This is a genomic window from Photobacterium sp. Hal280 (genome assembly GCF_037162255.1).
In the GTDB taxonomy this organism is placed as follows: Bacteria; Pseudomonadota; Gammaproteobacteria; order Enterobacterales; family Vibrionaceae; genus Photobacterium.
In genome coordinates this window covers 1,007,829-1,023,318 of sequence record NZ_JARLUO010000005.1, presented here as the reverse complement: position 1 = coordinate 1,023,318, position 15,490 = coordinate 1,007,829, and the positions used below count along the sequence as shown (strand labels likewise).

The following is a 15,490-nucleotide window of genomic DNA, read 5'->3' as shown; positions in this document are numbered from 1 at the left end:
ACTGATCACGGGTGATTAATCTGCTTGTCAGCCGGAGCGCACTGTGGGAAAGTGATCACAATTTCAGATTCAAGGAGTGCAGTGATGAAAGTTGCCGTGTTCAGCGCCAAAAAATACGATCAAATTTCTTTTAATAAGAGCAATCCGCTTTTTGGCCACCAACTGAGTTTCTTTGATATTCAGCTCAACCTGCAAACCGCGAAACTGGCCCACGGCTATGATGCTGTCTGCGCATTTGTCAACGACGATCTGAGCAAACCCGTGATTGAAACTTTATCGATTCTGGGCGTGCGTGTCATTGCCATGCGCTGTGCCGGTTTTGATAAAGTGGATGTGGATGCCGCCAAAATGTACGGTATGCAGATTGTTCGGGTACCCGCCTACTCTCCGCAAGCCATCGCAGAGCATACTGTCGGGCTCATGCTGAGTCTTAACCGTAAAATTCACCGTGCATATCAACGCACACGGGATGCCAACTTTTCATTGGATGGCCTGACGGGTTTTAACTTTCATGGCAAAACCGTCGGGGTTATCGGTACAGGCCGGATCGGTATCGCCACCATGCACATTCTGAAAGGCCTCGGTATGACCATTCTGGCCCACGACCCATATGAAAATCCGGAAGCGATAAAACTGGGGGCGACTTACACCTCGCTCGATGAGATTTACCGTCAATCGGACGTCATTACCCTGCACTGCCCGATGAGCAAAGAGAATTACCACATGCTGGACGCAAATGCATTCAGCAAGATGCGCGACGGGGTGATGATCATCAATACCAGCCGGGGTGAACTGCTGAATTCGAAAGATGCGATTGAAGCGCTGAAAAGTCAGAAAATCGGCTCACTCGGTGTGGATGTCTACGAAAATGAAAAAGACTTATTCTTTGAGGATAAGTCCAACGACATTATTCAGGATGACGTTTTTCGTCGCTTGTCTTCCTGCCACAATGTGCTGTTCACCGGTCATCAGGCCTTCTTAACGGAAGAAGCGCTGGCCAACATCGCCGACACTACGCTGTCGAATCTCAATCATTTTGCGCAAGGGACAAAATCTGGCAACGAATTAATACAATAAAAATGTTCTATCCATATTTGTGATAAAATGGCTGATTAAAAATTTGTCAATGATCACAATTATGTGATTTTTGCTGCATTTTTACGCTATTGTCTCCGTAATACGGCACTTAATCTAAGGCCAACCTGTTATTGCAGGGACGAGTTGATTAAAATGCTCCAATTCATTTTTTGTTCTTTGGATGAAGATTCATGCGTAAATCGTTTATCGCTGGTGCCCTGCTACTATCATTGGCTTCAGCAGCTCAAGCTAATTCAGCTAATACTATGAGCAACTTCAGCTACGACTATACAGAAGTGCGAATTGGCCTGAGCCCATTAACCTATGGTGCAGGTTTCAGCAAATCTATCCACCCGAATGCCCATTTAACCGGTAGCATCGATTCTGAATTCGAAAGCGACTGGGATCTTGCCTTAGGTGTTGGCTTTCACGCACCGATTAACAACTGGGCCGATCTGACAGGTGAGCTTAAAGCGCGCAACATCAAGAACAAAGACGAGTTTAACGACAGCACAGGCAAAACAGGTATGGAAATCAACCTGGGTGTTCGTCAGTGGTTAGGCCCGCAACTTGAAGTAGGTGCCAAGCTCGGCCACATTAACGTCCATAAAATCGAAGAAACGTTCGGTTCTGTTTATGGCCGTTTCCACGCTACTGAGCTGTTTTCAATCGGTGCTGAAGGTCGTTTCAACGATGTTTACGGCGATCAACTGTTACTGACGACCCGCTTCAAATACTAAGCGGTTCGGTATAAGACATTGACCGAGGCCCGGCAGTCATGCCGGGCTTTTTTTATATGTCTCACTTGCGCCATGCACATCCGATTTCTCAGCTCAAACCAATACACGAGCCAAGCCCAGATCAAAAGAAGCCCGTCAAATGACGGGCTTCTTGTTTCAGTCCTGCTCTGGCTTAACGATTACCAGCCAGTGACTTCTCGCAGTGCTTTACCGATATCTGCCAGGCTTTTCACGGTTTTCACGCCCGCAGATTCCAGTGCTGCGAACTTATCTTCCGCAGTACCTTTACCACCAGAAATAATCGCACCGGCATGGCCCATACGCTTACCCGGAGGAGCAGTCACACCTGCAATATAAGAAACAACCGGTTTGGTGACATTCTCTTTAATGAATGCTGCAGCTTCTTCTTCCGCAGTACCACCGATTTCACCAATCATCACGATTGCTTCTGTTTCAGGGTCTTCCTGGAACAGCTTCAGGATATCAATGAAGTTTGATCCTGGAATCGGGTCACCACCAATACCAACACAAGTCGACTGGCCGAAACCTTCATCTGTGGTTTGTTTTACGGCTTCATAAGTCAGTGTACCTGAACGTGAAACAATACCCACTTTACCTTTCTTGTGAATATGACCCGGCATGATGCCGATCTTACATTCGTCAGGCGTGATCACACCCGGGCAGTTAGGACCAATCATGCGAACGCCGGTTTCTTCCAGCTTCACTTTCACGTCGATCATATCTGTTGTAGGGATCCCTTCTGTAATGGTCACGATCAGCTTGATACCGGCATCAATCGCTTCCAGAATGGCATCTTTACAAAATGGTGCCGGTACATAGATAACAGACGCTGTTGCACCTGTTGCTTCTACAGCTTCGCGCACAGTGTTGAACACTGGCAAATCCAGGTGTGTTGTGCCGCCTTTACCTGGTGACACACCGCCAACCATTTGCGTCCCGTATGCAATGGCCTGCTCAGAGTGGAATGTACCCTGACCGCCAGTGAAACCCTGGCAGATGACTTTAGTGTCTTTATTAATTAGTACAGACATTCTTATTTGCCCTCCGCAGCAGCAACAACTTTCTGAGCTGCGTCGGTTAGCGACTCAGCTGCAATGATATCCAGACCTGACTTGGCCAGTACTTCGCGACCCAGATCAGCGTTCGTACCTTCCAGACGAACCACAACCGGTACCGTCACGCCAACTTCTTTCACCGCGCCGATGATACCTTCGGCGATCATGTCACAACGAACGATACCACCGAAGATGTTCACCAGGACGGCTTTCACATTGTCGTCAGACAGGATGATCTTGAATGCTTCTGCAACGCGCTCTTTGGTCGCACCGCCACCAACATCCAGGAAGTTTGCCGGCTTGCCGCCGTGCAGGTTGACAATGTCCATGGTCCCCATGGCCAGACCCGCACCGTTTACCATACAGCCAACGTTACCGTCGAGAGCAACATAGTTCAGCTCCCATTGCGCTGCGTGCGCTTCGCGTGCATCTTCCTGAGAAGCATCGTGCATATCACGCAGTTTTGGCTGGCGGTACATGGCGTTTGAATCGATGTTGATTTTACCGTCCAGGCACAGCAGGTTGCCTTCACCAGTGATCACCAGCGGGTTAATTTCAAGCAGAGCCAGGTCATACTGAGCAAACATCTGGCCCAGACCCATGAAGATTTTCACGAACTGCTTAATCTGGTCACCTTTCAGGCCCAGTTTAAATGCCAGTTCACGGCCCTGATAAGCCTGTGGGCCAACCAGTGGATCGATCGCCGCTTTGTGGATCAGCTCTGGGGTTTCTTCGGCAACTTTCTCGATTTCCACACCACCTTCAGTCGATGCCATGAAAACGATACGGCGAGTACCACGGTCGACAACAGCACCCAGGTACAGTTCGTTTGCAATGTTAGAGGCTTCTTCAACCAGAATTTTGGTTACCGGCTGGCCGTTTGCATCTGTCTGATAAGTCACCAGGTTTTTACCCAGCCACTTTTGTGCAAACTCTTTCAGGCCTTCTTTGGTGTCATGCAGTTCTACGCCGCCCGCTTTACCGCGGCCACCAGCGTGAACCTGACATTTGATGACCCACTTGTCACCACCGATTTTACTTGCTGCTTCCGCAGCTTCTTGTGGGGTATCACAAGCATAGCCTTCAGGAACTGGCAGGCCATACTCAGCAAAAAGTTGTTTTGCCTGATATTCGTGCAGATTCATTATGTTCTATCCGTTCTCTAATCCCTGTGGGACGTGTTATATCCATTGAAATACTCTTGGGTATTCCTTCGTCAATCAATCTGGCTCAACAACCGCCACCTCAGAACAGTGGCGGATCGTTATGCGCAGTGTTACACGTCCAGAAGCAGACGTGTTGGGTCTTCAAGCAACTCTTTCACGGTGACCAGGTAGCCGACCGACTCTTTACCATCAATCAGACGGTGGTCATAAGACAGCGCCAGGTACATCATAGGCAAGATTTCAACCTTGCCATCAACGGCCATTGGACGGTCCTGGATTTTATGCATACCCAGAATCGCACCCTGTGGCGGGTTGATAATTGGCGTCGACATCAGCGAGCCGAATACACCACCGTTCGTGATCGTGAAGTTACCACCAGTCAGTTCATCAACGGTCAGCTTACCGTCACGGCCTTTGATTGCCAGCTCACGGATACCTTTTTCGATTTCAGCCAGGCTCAGCTTGTCGCAGTCACGCAGTACCGGGGTGACCAGACCACGCGGTGTAGACACAGCAATGCTGACATCGAAGAAGTTGTGGTAAACAACATCATCACCGTCAATAGACGCATTCACTTCCGGGAAGCGTTTCAGTGCTTCAACAACCGCTTTGACATAGAAAGACATAAAGCCCAGACGAATACCATGGCGCTCTTCAAAGATGCCTTGGTACTGCTTACGCAAGTCCATGATTGGCTTCATGTTCACTTCGTTGAAGGTCGTCAGCATCGCTGTGCTGTTCTTCGCTTCCAGCAGACGCTCTGCAATACGCTTACGCAGACGTGTCATCGGGACACGCTTTTCACTGCGATGAGCCAGAGGGGCTTCCACTTTCGCTTCAGCAACGGGCGCTGCGGATGCAGACTTGCCATTTTTCACGAACGCTTCTACGTCTTCGCGAGTGATACGGCCACCGACACCACTGCCTTTCACAGCCGATGCATCAATACCGTGCTCGCTGATCAGACGACGTACCGCCGGGCTCAGCGCATCATTGGTCTCTTCAGCCAAAGAAGCAGTCGTACGTTTTGTCGGTGACGCTTCCGCACTAGCCGTCTTATCTTTGGTGGGTTCGCCGGCAACAGCGCCTGCTTTGATTTTACCCAGCAGCTGCTTGGTCAGCACTGTGGTACCTTCTTCTTCGAAAATGGCTTCAAGAATACCGTCTTCAGGTGCAGGTACTTCCAGCACTACTTTATCCGTTTCGATATCTACCAGAACTTCATCACGGCTTACTGCATCACCTGGTTTCTTGTGCCAGGTGGCTACGGTGGCGTCTGCTACTGATTCAGGTAAATCGGGAACCAGAATTTCGATTGTCATCTCAGTTTGTCCTTTTTGTTCCAGCTCTGGGTTTATTGTTCTGTGTTCAACGCGTCATCAATCAACGCTTTCTGTTGTTTCAAGTGTACTGACATATAACCAACGGCAGGGGAAGCTGACGCTGGGCGGCCGGCATAGGCTAGTTGTGCGCCTGCAGGCAATGCAGCACGGAAATTATGCTGGCTGCTGTACCAGGCACCCTGGTTTTGCGGCTCTTCCTGGCACCATGCGAAGTCAGTCACATGCTGATAATCAGCCAGTGCAGCTTCCACATCCTCTTTCGGGAATGGGTACAGCTGTTCAATTCGGATAATGGCGACATCCGTCTGCTCACGCTTGCGACGTTGTTCCAGCAGATCGTAATACACCTTACCTGAACACAGTACAACACGTTTCACTTGTTTCGGATCCAGCGCATCAATCTCACCGATTGCAGGCAGGAAATTACCTTCAGCCAGGTCGTCCATCGTGGAAGTACACAGCGGATGACGCAGGAGTGATTTAGGCGACATCACAATCAGAGGACGGCGCATCGGGCGCAGCACCTGACGACGAATCATGTGGTAAACCTGAGCCGGCGTTGAAGGAATCACAACCTGCATGTTTTGTTCAGCACACAGCTGCAGATAACGTTCCAGACGCGCAGAGGAGTGCTCCGGACCCTGGCCTTCATAACCGTGCGGCAGCAACATTGTCAGACCGCACATACGGCCCCACTTCTGCTCACCAGAACTGATGAACTGGTCAATCACAACCTGAGCACCGTTTGCAAAATCACCAAACTGAGCTTCCCAGATTGTCAGGCCACCCGGCTCTGCCGTGGCATAGCCATATTCAAAGGCCAATACGGCTTCTTCTGACAGCACAGAGTCGAAGACCTGGAACGGGCCTTGTTTGTCATGAAGGTTAGCCAGTGGCATGTAAGTGCTGGCATCCGCTTGGTTATGCAGCACCGCATGACGATGGAAGAAAGTACCCCGTCCGGAATCCTGACCTGTAATACGGATGCGGTGACCATCGTCAACCAGCGTTGCGTAGGCCAGCGTTTCGGCCATACCCCAGTCGACACCTTTCTCACCGGCGACCATAGACTGGCGATCGTTATACAGCTTCTGTACACGACTTTGCAGTTTGTGGCTTTCAGGATACTGACAAACGCGCTGACCCAGTTCATGCAGGCGCTGACGGCCCACTTTATGATCCCACTCTTTGGTCCAGTCATGGCCCAGATACGGCGCCCAATCCACTGAGTGCAGTTTCATCGGACGCCACTCTTTGACCACGCATTCGCCGCGGTCAAGCGCATCACGGTATTCATTGACAAGTACAGTCGCTGTTTCAGCGTCTATGCTCTTCTCGTCAACCAGAATATCTGCGTAAATCTTGCGTGGCGTTGGGTGTTTTTTGATCTTTTGGTACATCAGTGGCTGAGTCGCATTCGGCTCATCCGCTTCGTTGTGACCATGACGGCGGTAACAGACCAGATCAATCACCACATCACGCTTAAATTCATTGCGGTAATCCAGCGCAAGACGCGTCACAAAAGCAACGGCTTCCGGATCATCGGCATTGACGTGGAATATCGGCGACTGCACCATCTTAGCGATATCAGTACAGTACTGCGTAGAACGGGTATCCATCGGATTTGATGTCGTGAAACCAATCTGGTTGTTCACCACAATGCGTACCGTACCACCAACGCGGTAGCCCCGGGACTGGGACATGTTGAAGGTTTCAGCCACGACACCCTGACCCGCGATTGCTGAGTCACCGTGAATCGTGATTGGCAGTACCATGGAACCGTCTTTGTCACCCAAACGATCCTGACGCGCACGAACAGAGCCGACAACAACCGGGTTCACGATTTCAAGGTGAGAGGGGTTAAAGGCAAGGGCCAGATGCACATCACCGCCTGGTGTTGCGAAATCAGCAGAGAAGCCCTGGTGGTATTTCACATCACCGGTTCCCCATGATTCGCCATGCTTACCGGCAAATTCATCGAACAAGTCCTGAGGCTTTTTACCCAGAACGTTTACCAGCATGTTCAGACGACCCCGGTGAGCCATTCCCACCACAACTTCCCGAACACCGCTTTTTCCGGCTGCACGAATCAGCTCTTTCATCATCGGGATAAGCGCATCACCGCCTTCCAGTGAGAAACGTTTTGCCCCAGGGAATTTCGCCCCCAGATAACGTTCCAGACCTTCCGCTGCAGTCAGTTCATCCAAAAACGTCTGCTTTTCTTCCTGAGTAAACGCGCCTTTACCGACGACTGATTCCAGACGCTGCTGAATCCAGCGCTTTTCTTCGGTATCAGTAATGTGCATGTACTCAGCACCAATTGAGCCACAATAGGTGTTTTTCAATGCCTCATAGATCTCAGAAAGCTTCATTGTCTCTTTGCCTACGGCAAAGGAACCGACATTGAAGCTTTGGTCAAAATCTTCCGCAGTGAGATTATGAAACGCAGGATCCAAGTCCGGAACACGTTCCTGCTGCCATAATCCCAGCGGGTCCAGGTTTGCATGCTGATGACCACGGAAACGGTATGCATTGATAAGCTGCAGTACCTTAACCTGTTTGGCATCAACATCAGGATCGCTGACGTTAGCACTTAAAAAGGTCGTCTCTTTCGCTAAACGCCGGAAGTAATCACGAACACGCGAATGCGGCTGCTCAACGGCAACACCATTCACAACAGGCAGTTCACTAAAAACGTGACGCCATTCTTCGTCAACTAATTCTGGGTCGCTTAGATACAACTCGTAGAGGTCTTCTACGTAAGTTGCGTTGGCGCCAGCCAGATGTGAAGACTCAAGCCAAGCCTTCATAACGCCGTTCTGCATTTTTTCCCTTAACCACTTGTTATCGCCACTTGCACCGGTTGTTACGCCGGGCTAAAAAGCCAGCAAATTGCTCTGCTGGCATATCGATAATTCTATAGATTTACACCGAACGTTTAAGCAACATAGATCGGATATTGCCGATCGCTTTCGTCGGGTTGAGCCCTTTTGGACAAACGCTGACACAGTTCATGATGCTGTGGCAACGGAACACGCTGAACGCGTCATCAAGATCAGACAAACGCTCTTCCGTTGCTGTGTCACGGCTGTCGATTAGCCAACGGTACGCCGCCAGCAGGCCCGCAGGACCGATAAACTTGTCCGGATTCCACCAGAATGACGGACATGAGGTCGAGCAACAGGCACACATAATGCACTCGTACAGACCATCAAGATGCGCACGCTCTTCCGGAGACTGCAGGTTTTCCCGCGCAGGCGGGTGCTCGCTGTCATTGATCAGGAACGGCTTCACCTTGGCATAGTTGGTGTAGAACTGCTCCATATCAATGATCAGGTCTCGAATGACAGGCAAACCCGGCAACGGACGAATCACAATCGTTTTCTGATTCATCAACGCTGATAATGGAGTAATACAGGCCAGGCCGTTCTTACCATTCATGTTGATACCATCAGAACCGCAAACACCCTCACGGCATGAACGGCGGAAAGACAGCGACGGATCCTGCTCTTTCAGCAAAATCAGGGCATCCAGAACCATCATGTCGGAGCCTTCCGGCACTTCCAGCGTATACCCTTTCATGTGCGGCGCGTTATCTACATCAGGGTTATAACGGTAAATCGAAAAATTCAGTTTCATGTTGTTACCTCCCTTAGTAAGTCCGCGCTTTAGGCGGGAATGCGTCACGATGTACGGGTGTCATATTTACATCACGCTTAGACATCTGCTCTGTCTCCGGGTTGTAAATAGAATGGCACAGCCAGTTTTCATCATCACGCTCTGGGAAGTCGAAACGGGCGTGAGCACCACGGCTTTCTGTGCGGTAGTTCGCCGCTACTGCCGTCGCATAGGCGGTTTCCATCAGGTTATCCAGTTCCAGACACTCGATACGCTGGGTGTTGAATTCGCTGGAGGTATCATCCAGACGTGCTTCTTTCAATCGCTCGCGAATTTCTTTCAGCTGGCTCAAACCTTCAGCCATGGCTTCGCCTTCACGGAATACCGAGAAGTTGTTTTGCATGCAAGATTGCAGATCTTTACGGATTTGTACCGGATCTTCGCCTTTTTGCGTGCTGTTCCAACGGTTCAGACGCGTCAGAGAAGCTTCAATGTCTGATTCTGTTGCCGGACGCGCTTCTGCCTGAGCCGCTAAGGTTTCACCCAGATGCAAGCCGGTCGCACGACCAAATACAACCAGGTCAAGCAGGGAGTTGCCGCCCAGGCGGTTCGCACCATGGACAGAAACTGAAGCAATTTCACCACAGGCAAACAGACCCTGAACTTCTTCGTCCTGGCCATTTGCGTTTTGCTTAATCGCTTGTCCGGAAACCTGAGTCGGCACACCGCCCATCATGTAGTGACAGGTTGGAATCACAGGAATCGGCTCTTTCACCGGATCGACGTGTGCGAAGGTGCGAGACAGTTCCAGGATACCCGGCAAACGAGACTCGAGAACATCTTTACCCAGGTGATCCAGTTTCAGTTTAATGTGTGGTCCCCATGGGCCATCGCAACCGCGGCCTTCACGGATTTCTACCATCATCGAACGGGCAACAACGTCGCGGCCCGCCAGGTCTTTCGCGTTCGGTGCATAACGTTCCATGAAACGCTCACCGTCTTTATTCAGCAGGTAACCACCTTCGCCACGACAACCTTCAGTAACCAGTACACCAGCACCGGCAATACCGGTTGGGTGGAACTGCCACATTTCGATATCCTGCATGGGCACACCCGCACGCAGTGCCATACCGACACCGTCACCGGTATTAATGTGTGCGTTCGTGGTTGACTGATAGATGCGGCCGGCACCACCGGTTGCCAGGATTGTGGCTTTGGATTTGAAGTAACAGACTTCACCGGTTTCCATGCACAGCGCGGTACAGCCCAGAATGGCTCCGTCCTGGTTTTTCACCAGATCCAGCGCATACCACTCGGAGAAAATCGTCGTCTTATGCTTCACATTTTGCTGGTACAGAGTGTGCAGCAAGGCGTGACCGGTACGGTCTGCCGCTGCGGCTGTACGTGCGGCCTGCTCGCCACCGAACTCTTTCGACTGGCCACCAAACGGACGCTGGTAAATACGACCATTATCAAAACGGGAAAAAGGCAGACCCATTTTTTCAAGTTCAATGACTGACTGCGGGCCATTTTTACACATGTATTCGATGGCATTCTGGTCACCGATATAGTCCGACCCTTTTACCGTGTCGTACATGTGCCATTCCCAGTTATCCGGATGCGAGTTACCTAACGCAACTGTGATACCACCCTGCGCAGATACGGTGTGAGAACGGGTAGGGAACACTTTAGACAGCAAAGCACATTTCAGGCCCTGCTCAGAAATTTGTAGTGCAGCACGCATACCTGCACCACCAGCGCCGATTACTACGGCATCAAACTCTCGAACTGCAATGCTCACTTACGCACCCCACACAATAAAGAAACCAGATAACAGATAAACAAAAAGCACAGCAACAATTGCAAACATCAGACCTGCACGTAAAAAGGCAGGTTTAATGTAGTCAGTCAGTACCTGCCACATGCCGATCCAACCGTGAATCAGAACGGAGGCCAACGCCAGCATAGTAAAGACTTTGGTGCTTAGTTTTGAAAAGAACGCTGTCCAGGTTTCAAAATTCAGCTCAGGGCCAAAAGCGAAAAAGCACACCATATAAATGGTATAAAGAGTGAGGATAATTGCGGTTGCACGAATCAGAATAAAGTCGTGAACACCATTACGTCCAATGGATGAAACATTGCTTACCATACCAGGCCTCCTGCAAACACAGACAGAACCGCCACAATTGCAAAACTGATTTTCGCACTTGTGGTGCCAGATTCCAGCTCTTCAAAGTATCCCATATCCATGATCAGGTGACGGATACCCAAAACAATGTGATAGAAGAGTGCTGTCAGCACACCCCAGAGGATAAATTTGACAAAGAAGCTGTCAACGATGTCAGCGGCTTCAGCAAATCCTTGGGGAGAGGAAAGAGACAGGTTCAGTAGCCACAGCAGGATGGCAAGGGAAACAAATGTGATCACGCCCGATACACGGTGCAGGATTGACGAAATCGCAGTCAGCGGAAAGCGTATCGTCTGTAGGTCGAGGTTGACAGGTCTTGGCTTGTTAACTTTCACGGTCTTTGCCCACTCAGCTCCATAGAAGCGTTTTATTTTTATAAAACCTCCGGTATGCGTACGCCAAAACAAGCGCAACAAAGGCACAACAACTATGCTACATTTACATAGCACAAGTGTATGTACAGCAAAGCAAAAGTCGTTTCAGCTAAGTCGCTAATATTACTAATAACTTTATCATTGTTTCTGGCGATGGCAGAACCAGAGACCTGCGGCCGAGTATACGCCTCGCAACAATCAATTACAAACCCCGTTACATGACCTCTAACACGGTTTGAGATATTGACCCGCTTTTACTTAAAGTTATTAACAAGCGCACACTCCCGATAAGAGGAATTGACAACAACATGACCGAGCTGTACAAAGACGGCACATCCGATTTCGGATTAGGATTATAAAATAACAAAGGAGATTGTTATGGCAGACAAGAAAGCTACTCTTCACATTGAAGGGAAAGCACCGGTCGAACTGCCGATTCTCGGGGGCTCACTAGGTCCAGAAGTACTGGATGTTCGTAAACTCGGCGCATCTGGCTACTTCACTTTCGACCCAGGTTTCTTAGCTACTGCATCATGTGAATCTCAAATAACTTTCATTGATGGTGCGAAAGGTGTGCTGCTTCACCGTGGCTATCCAATCGACCAATTAGCTAATAACGCTGATTATTTAGAAGTCTGTTACATTCTGCTGTACGGCGAAGTTCCTACCCGCGCCCAGTACGAGCAATTCCGCAAAACTGTAACCCGCCATACGATGGTGCATGAGCAAATCGCAAGCTTTTTCCACGGTTTCCGTCGCGATGCTCACCCAATGGCAGTCATGTGTGGTGTTGTTGGTGCACTGGCAGCCTTCTACCATGATTCACTGGACATCAATAACGACGAGCACCGCGAAATCACTGCATTCCGCCTGCTGTCAAAAATGCCGACTCTGGCTTCAATGTGCTACAAGTACTCTATTGGTCAGCCGTTCATCTACCCTCGTAACGATCTGGATTACGCTGAAAACTTCCTGCACATGATGTTTGCAACGCCATGTGAAGAGTATGAAGTCAGCCCGGTTGTCGCTCGTGCTATGGATAAAATCTTTACCCTGCACGCCGATCATGAGCAGAATGCGTCTACCTCTACCGTACGTCTGGCAGGTTCTTCAGGTGCTAACCCGTTTGCGTGTATTGCAGCTGGTATCGCTTCGCTTTGGGGCCCTGCTCACGGTGGTGCCAATGAAGCCTGTCTGCGCATGCTTGAAGAGATTGGCAGCGTGGAGAATATCCCAGAGTTCATCGAACGAGCCAAAGACAAAGATGATCCGTTCCGTCTGATGGGCTTCGGTCACCGTGTGTACAAGAACTATGACCCACGTGCAACCGTGATGCGTGAAGCGTGTCACGAAGTGCTGCAAGAGCTGAAAATCCAGGATCCACTGCTGGATGTTGCGATGGAGCTGGAACGTATTGCCCTGTCTGACGAGTACTTTGTAGAGAAGAAACTGTACCCGAACGTAGACTTCTACTCAGGTATCATTCTGAAAGCGATTGGTATCCCAATTTCTATGTTTACTGTTATCTTTGCAATGTCTCGTACTATCGGCTGGATCGCACACTGGAATGAAATGCACAGTGATCCAAACAACCGTATCGGTCGTCCGCGTCAGCTGTATACCGGTCATCAGCAACGCGATTTCCAACCGCTTCACGAACGTGAGTGATTGTGAGTCATTTATAGCTTACTGATATAAAGAATAAAAAGGTTGAGCTGATGCTCAACCTTTTTTGATCGGGTGATTCACCGGATTACACCGGATTATCAATATCCACAAAAGTGACATCGAAATGATGCTCATCGGCCAGCCACTCACCCAGCGCTTCTACACCGTACCTCTCCGTCGCATGATGCCCAGCACTGAAGAAATGAATGCCCTGCTCTCGCGCCGTATGGACCGTCCGCTCTGACACCTCACCTGTAATATAGGCATCCAGTCCCTGCGCAACAGCGAGATCGATAAAATCCTGACCGCCGCCGGTACACCAACCCACGGTTTTGATCAGAGCAGGCCCGCCTTCGCCAATATGTAAAGGTTTGCGATGGAGCACCTTCTCGATACGGGCAGCGAGTTGCTCGCCGCTAAGCGCCGTTGGGAATTCTCCGTAGACCGCAACAGGGTGCGCATTGCCAGGCTCCAGCCCACCCAAATGCTTTATGCCTAATTGATCAGCAAGCTGGGCATTATTTCCCAGTTCCGGATGGACATCCAAAGGCAAATGATAGGCATAGAGATTAATGCCATTTTCGATCAATGCTTTAATTCGCCGGTATTTCATCCCGCGAATTTCCGAAGGTTCATTTTTCCAAAAGTAACCGTGATGGACCAGCAAAGCATCGGCTTTCATTTCAATGGCTTGATCAATTAATGCCTGACAAGCCGTCACACCGGTTACAATTTTTTGAACTTCGCTGCGGCCTTCGACTTGCAGACCATTCGGACAGTAATCTCTGATTAAGTGCGGGCTCAGTAATGTGTTTAACAATGATTCAAGTTTGAGGTTGTTCATGCTTGCTTCCTTTTGAGCTGTTACTGGTATTTTAACCAACTCGGGCGCAACAGAACCAGCAGGAACGAAAAAGCGGGAGCATTAAACGAATAAATAGCGACAAAAAATGCTGCCAAAGGCAGCATTTCATCTGTGTTACCAGTAAGCTACTCATTGACGGCTGATTCAATATAGCTCTTGTGCACCTTGTTCAGAGTGCTGCAACCAAACTGGCTTGGTACTGGTTTTCAACCAGACTTTATGCAGATAACTATAAACACGTGATTTTACAGACCTAGGCATAAATACCATCACCGGAAAACTCAGTACGCCTGCAATCACAACACAGGTCCGGCGCACAATAATTTGTTGAGCAGATAAAGGGGTGAACATGATAGCCTCCTGAGCAATCAACTGGTCATACCTCTATACTTTAGCGCATTTTTGAAATTTTACTACTTTTTATTTGAGATTTTGTTGTTAAAAACAAGTTAAACGCAGATCAAGACTTTATTTCTATGAATAATATCAACGAAAATGTAACAAAAGAACACAACGATAATATCAGGCATTTTCGCAATGTGCTGGAGATGCCGGTGTTGACACAAGGTGTCGACCATCAGATCAATGATGAGTGGTTGGGCAGGTTCAGAGAAAAAGCAATCATCCCGGCAGATGCGCATTACGACGGCAACCAAAGACTCGGATTTTATTACCAGTGGCTGTGGCAGCAGCTCATCAGCCACCACCCCGATTTTGAACTTATCGGAGAAGAGATACAGCTGCACGAAGCAAAACGTACGCTGGGTGCCATTGATTTTCTGGTGTTCAATAAACAGTCTGGCCAATTAGAACACTGGGAAGTGGCCATTAAATTTTATCTGGCCTATCAACAGCGATGGCTGGGGCCAAACTCAGCGGATAATCTGGATAATAAGATCAACAAAATGGTTCAGCACCAGTTGGCAATGACTCAGCATCAGGCTTACAAAGATCAGTATGCCAAATCGCTGGGTCAGCCTTCCTGTCAGCGACTGATTGTACAGGGGAGACTTTTCGATCACTTCCGGAATGAAGAATCAGGTTCCGCCTTACCCATCAATCCTGATGTGAATAAAGGACTTTGGTGTTTCCAGAGTCAGGCTGAAGAATTATCGTTAAAAATCCTCACCAAGCGAGATTGGTTAACCCCACCCTGTTATTCATCAATGCCTGCGCTGATGGTACCTTCGGCTATCACGGTTCCGACCCAAGGTATTGCTGAAGATAATCAGGTCTGGTTCATTGTTCCTGACCACTGGCCCCTACACAACCGCGACAGGCATCAGCATGATCGGCTGTCGACGCCGTAACGATTCAATGACCAAATAATGAGCAATAAAAAACCCGCAGCAAAGGCTACGGGTTGTCAAACGGA

The 15,490-nt window shown here is 49.4% G+C and carries 14 protein-coding genes; 4 read left to right on the top strand and 10 right to left on the bottom strand.

The window, feature by feature from the left end:
* Nucleotides 1–84 precede the first annotated feature (84 nt).
* On the top strand, nt 85–1,077 hold the full coding sequence (locus P4S53_RS14165; protein ID WP_337113141.1) for a 2-hydroxyacid dehydrogenase: 993 nt from the start codon (nt 85–87) through the stop codon (nt 1,075–1,077).
* Between the two features lie 191 nt (nt 1,078–1,268).
* Nucleotides 1,269–1,817, top strand: a complete 549-nt coding sequence (locus P4S53_RS14160; RefSeq protein ID WP_192014853.1) for a hypothetical protein — start codon at nt 1,269–1,271, stop codon at nt 1,815–1,817.
* A gap of 179 nt (nt 1,818–1,996) precedes the next feature.
* Here P4S53_RS14160 and sucD read toward each other — a convergent pair whose 3' ends face one another.
* The 8 genes from sucD to sdhC all read right to left on the bottom strand — a co-directional run bounded on the left by sucD (nt 1,997) and on the right by sdhC (nt 11,543).
* Complete coding sequence (sucD, locus tag P4S53_RS14155; protein WP_337113140.1) at nt 1,997–2,869, bottom strand: succinate--CoA ligase subunit alpha; 873 nt, start codon at nt 2,867–2,869, stop codon at nt 1,997–1,999.
* A 2-nt stretch (nt 2,870–2,871) separates the two neighbouring features.
* Nucleotides 2,872–4,038, bottom strand: coding sequence for an ADP-forming succinate--CoA ligase subunit beta (sucC, locus tag P4S53_RS14150; RefSeq protein ID WP_120510421.1), 1,167 nt, complete (start codon nt 4,036–4,038; stop codon nt 2,872–2,874).
* A gap of 131 nt (nt 4,039–4,169) precedes the next feature.
* Nucleotides 4,170–5,381 carry a 2-oxoglutarate dehydrogenase complex dihydrolipoyllysine-residue succinyltransferase gene (gene odhB / locus P4S53_RS14145; protein WP_337113139.1) on the bottom strand — a complete coding sequence of 404 codons (1,212 nt, stop codon included), beginning with the start codon at nt 5,379–5,381 and terminating at the stop codon, nt 4,170–4,172.
* A 32-nt stretch (nt 5,382–5,413) separates the two neighbouring features.
* Nucleotides 5,414–8,227, bottom strand: coding sequence for a 2-oxoglutarate dehydrogenase E1 component (gene sucA / locus P4S53_RS14140; RefSeq protein WP_337113138.1), 2,814 nt, complete (start codon nt 8,225–8,227; stop codon nt 5,414–5,416).
* 100 nt (nt 8,228–8,327) lie between these two features.
* Nucleotides 8,328–9,041, bottom strand: coding sequence for a succinate dehydrogenase iron-sulfur subunit (locus P4S53_RS14135; protein ID WP_027252631.1), 714 nt, complete (start codon nt 9,039–9,041; stop codon nt 8,328–8,330).
* 13 nt (nt 9,042–9,054) lie between these two features.
* Nucleotides 9,055–10,821, bottom strand: coding sequence for a succinate dehydrogenase flavoprotein subunit (gene sdhA, locus P4S53_RS14130; protein WP_161457130.1), 1,767 nt, complete (start codon nt 10,819–10,821; stop codon nt 9,055–9,057).
* Nucleotides 10,822–11,169, bottom strand: a complete 348-nt coding sequence (gene sdhD / locus P4S53_RS14125; RefSeq protein ID WP_027252633.1) for a succinate dehydrogenase, hydrophobic membrane anchor protein — start codon at nt 11,167–11,169, stop codon at nt 10,822–10,824. It abuts the gene before it with no gap.
* Nucleotides 11,163–11,543 (bottom strand): succinate dehydrogenase cytochrome b556 subunit, encoded by a 381-nt coding sequence (gene sdhC / locus P4S53_RS14120; protein ID WP_027252634.1) that lies wholly within the window; start codon nt 11,541–11,543, stop codon nt 11,163–11,165. The genes sdhD and sdhC overlap by 7 nt, the downstream gene beginning before the upstream one ends.
* A 417-nt stretch (nt 11,544–11,960) precedes the next feature.
* Between sdhC and P4S53_RS14115 the strand changes: the two genes are divergently transcribed.
* A complete protein-coding gene (locus tag P4S53_RS14115) occupies nt 11,961–13,250 on the top strand; it encodes a citrate synthase (RefSeq protein ID WP_192014846.1) in 1,290 nt (429 codons plus the stop codon).
* An 85-nt stretch (nt 13,251–13,335) separates the two neighbouring features.
* Here the strand turns inward: P4S53_RS14115 and P4S53_RS14110 are convergent, their stop codons facing one another.
* Nucleotides 13,336–14,094, bottom strand: a complete 759-nt coding sequence (locus P4S53_RS14110) for a Nif3-like dinuclear metal center hexameric protein (protein WP_337113136.1) — start codon at nt 14,092–14,094, stop codon at nt 13,336–13,338.
* Nucleotides 14,095–14,259: 165 nt separating this feature from the next.
* Nucleotides 14,260–14,466, bottom strand: a complete 207-nt coding sequence (locus P4S53_RS14105; protein ID WP_337113135.1) for a DUF2517 family protein — start codon at nt 14,464–14,466, stop codon at nt 14,260–14,262.
* A 125-nt stretch (nt 14,467–14,591) separates the two neighbouring features.
* Between P4S53_RS14105 and P4S53_RS14100 the strand changes: the two genes are divergently transcribed.
* Nucleotides 14,592–15,425, top strand: coding sequence for a DUF1853 family protein (locus tag P4S53_RS14100; protein WP_337113134.1), 834 nt, complete (start codon nt 14,592–14,594; stop codon nt 15,423–15,425).
* Nucleotides 15,426–15,490: the final 65 nt, after the last annotated feature.

Coding starts and splice junctions, on each gene's coding strand:
- sucD (WP_337113140.1), bottom strand. CDS start 2,869: ATGTCTGTACTAATTAATAAAGACACTAAAGTCATCTGCCAGGGTTTC.
- odhB (WP_337113139.1), bottom strand. CDS start 5,381: ATGACAATCGAAATTCTGGTTCCCGATTTACCTGAATCAGTAGCAGAC.
- sdhD (WP_027252633.1), bottom strand. CDS start 11,169: ATGGTAAGCAATGTTTCATCCATTGGACGTAATGGTGTTCACGACTTT.
- P4S53_RS14135 (WP_027252631.1), bottom strand. CDS start 9,041: ATGAAACTGAATTTTTCGATTTACCGTTATAACCCTGATGTAGATAAC.
- P4S53_RS14160 (WP_192014853.1), top strand. CDS start 1,269: ATGCGTAAATCGTTTATCGCTGGTGCCCTGCTACTATCATTGGCTTCA.
- sucC (WP_120510421.1), bottom strand. CDS start 4,038: ATGAATCTGCACGAATATCAGGCAAAACAACTTTTTGCTGAGTATGGC.
- P4S53_RS14100 (WP_337113134.1), top strand. CDS start 14,592: ATGAATAATATCAACGAAAATGTAACAAAAGAACACAACGATAATATC.
- P4S53_RS14105 (WP_337113135.1), bottom strand. CDS start 14,466: ATGTTCACCCCTTTATCTGCTCAACAAATTATTGTGCGCCGGACCTGT.
- sucA (WP_337113138.1), bottom strand. CDS start 8,227: ATGCAGAACGGCGTTATGAAGGCTTGGCTTGAGTCTTCACATCTGGCT.
- P4S53_RS14165 (WP_337113141.1), top strand. CDS start 85: ATGAAAGTTGCCGTGTTCAGCGCCAAAAAATACGATCAAATTTCTTTT.
- P4S53_RS14115 (WP_192014846.1), top strand. CDS start 11,961: ATGGCAGACAAGAAAGCTACTCTTCACATTGAAGGGAAAGCACCGGTC.
- P4S53_RS14110 (WP_337113136.1), bottom strand. CDS start 14,094: ATGAACAACCTCAAACTTGAATCATTGTTAAACACATTACTGAGCCCG.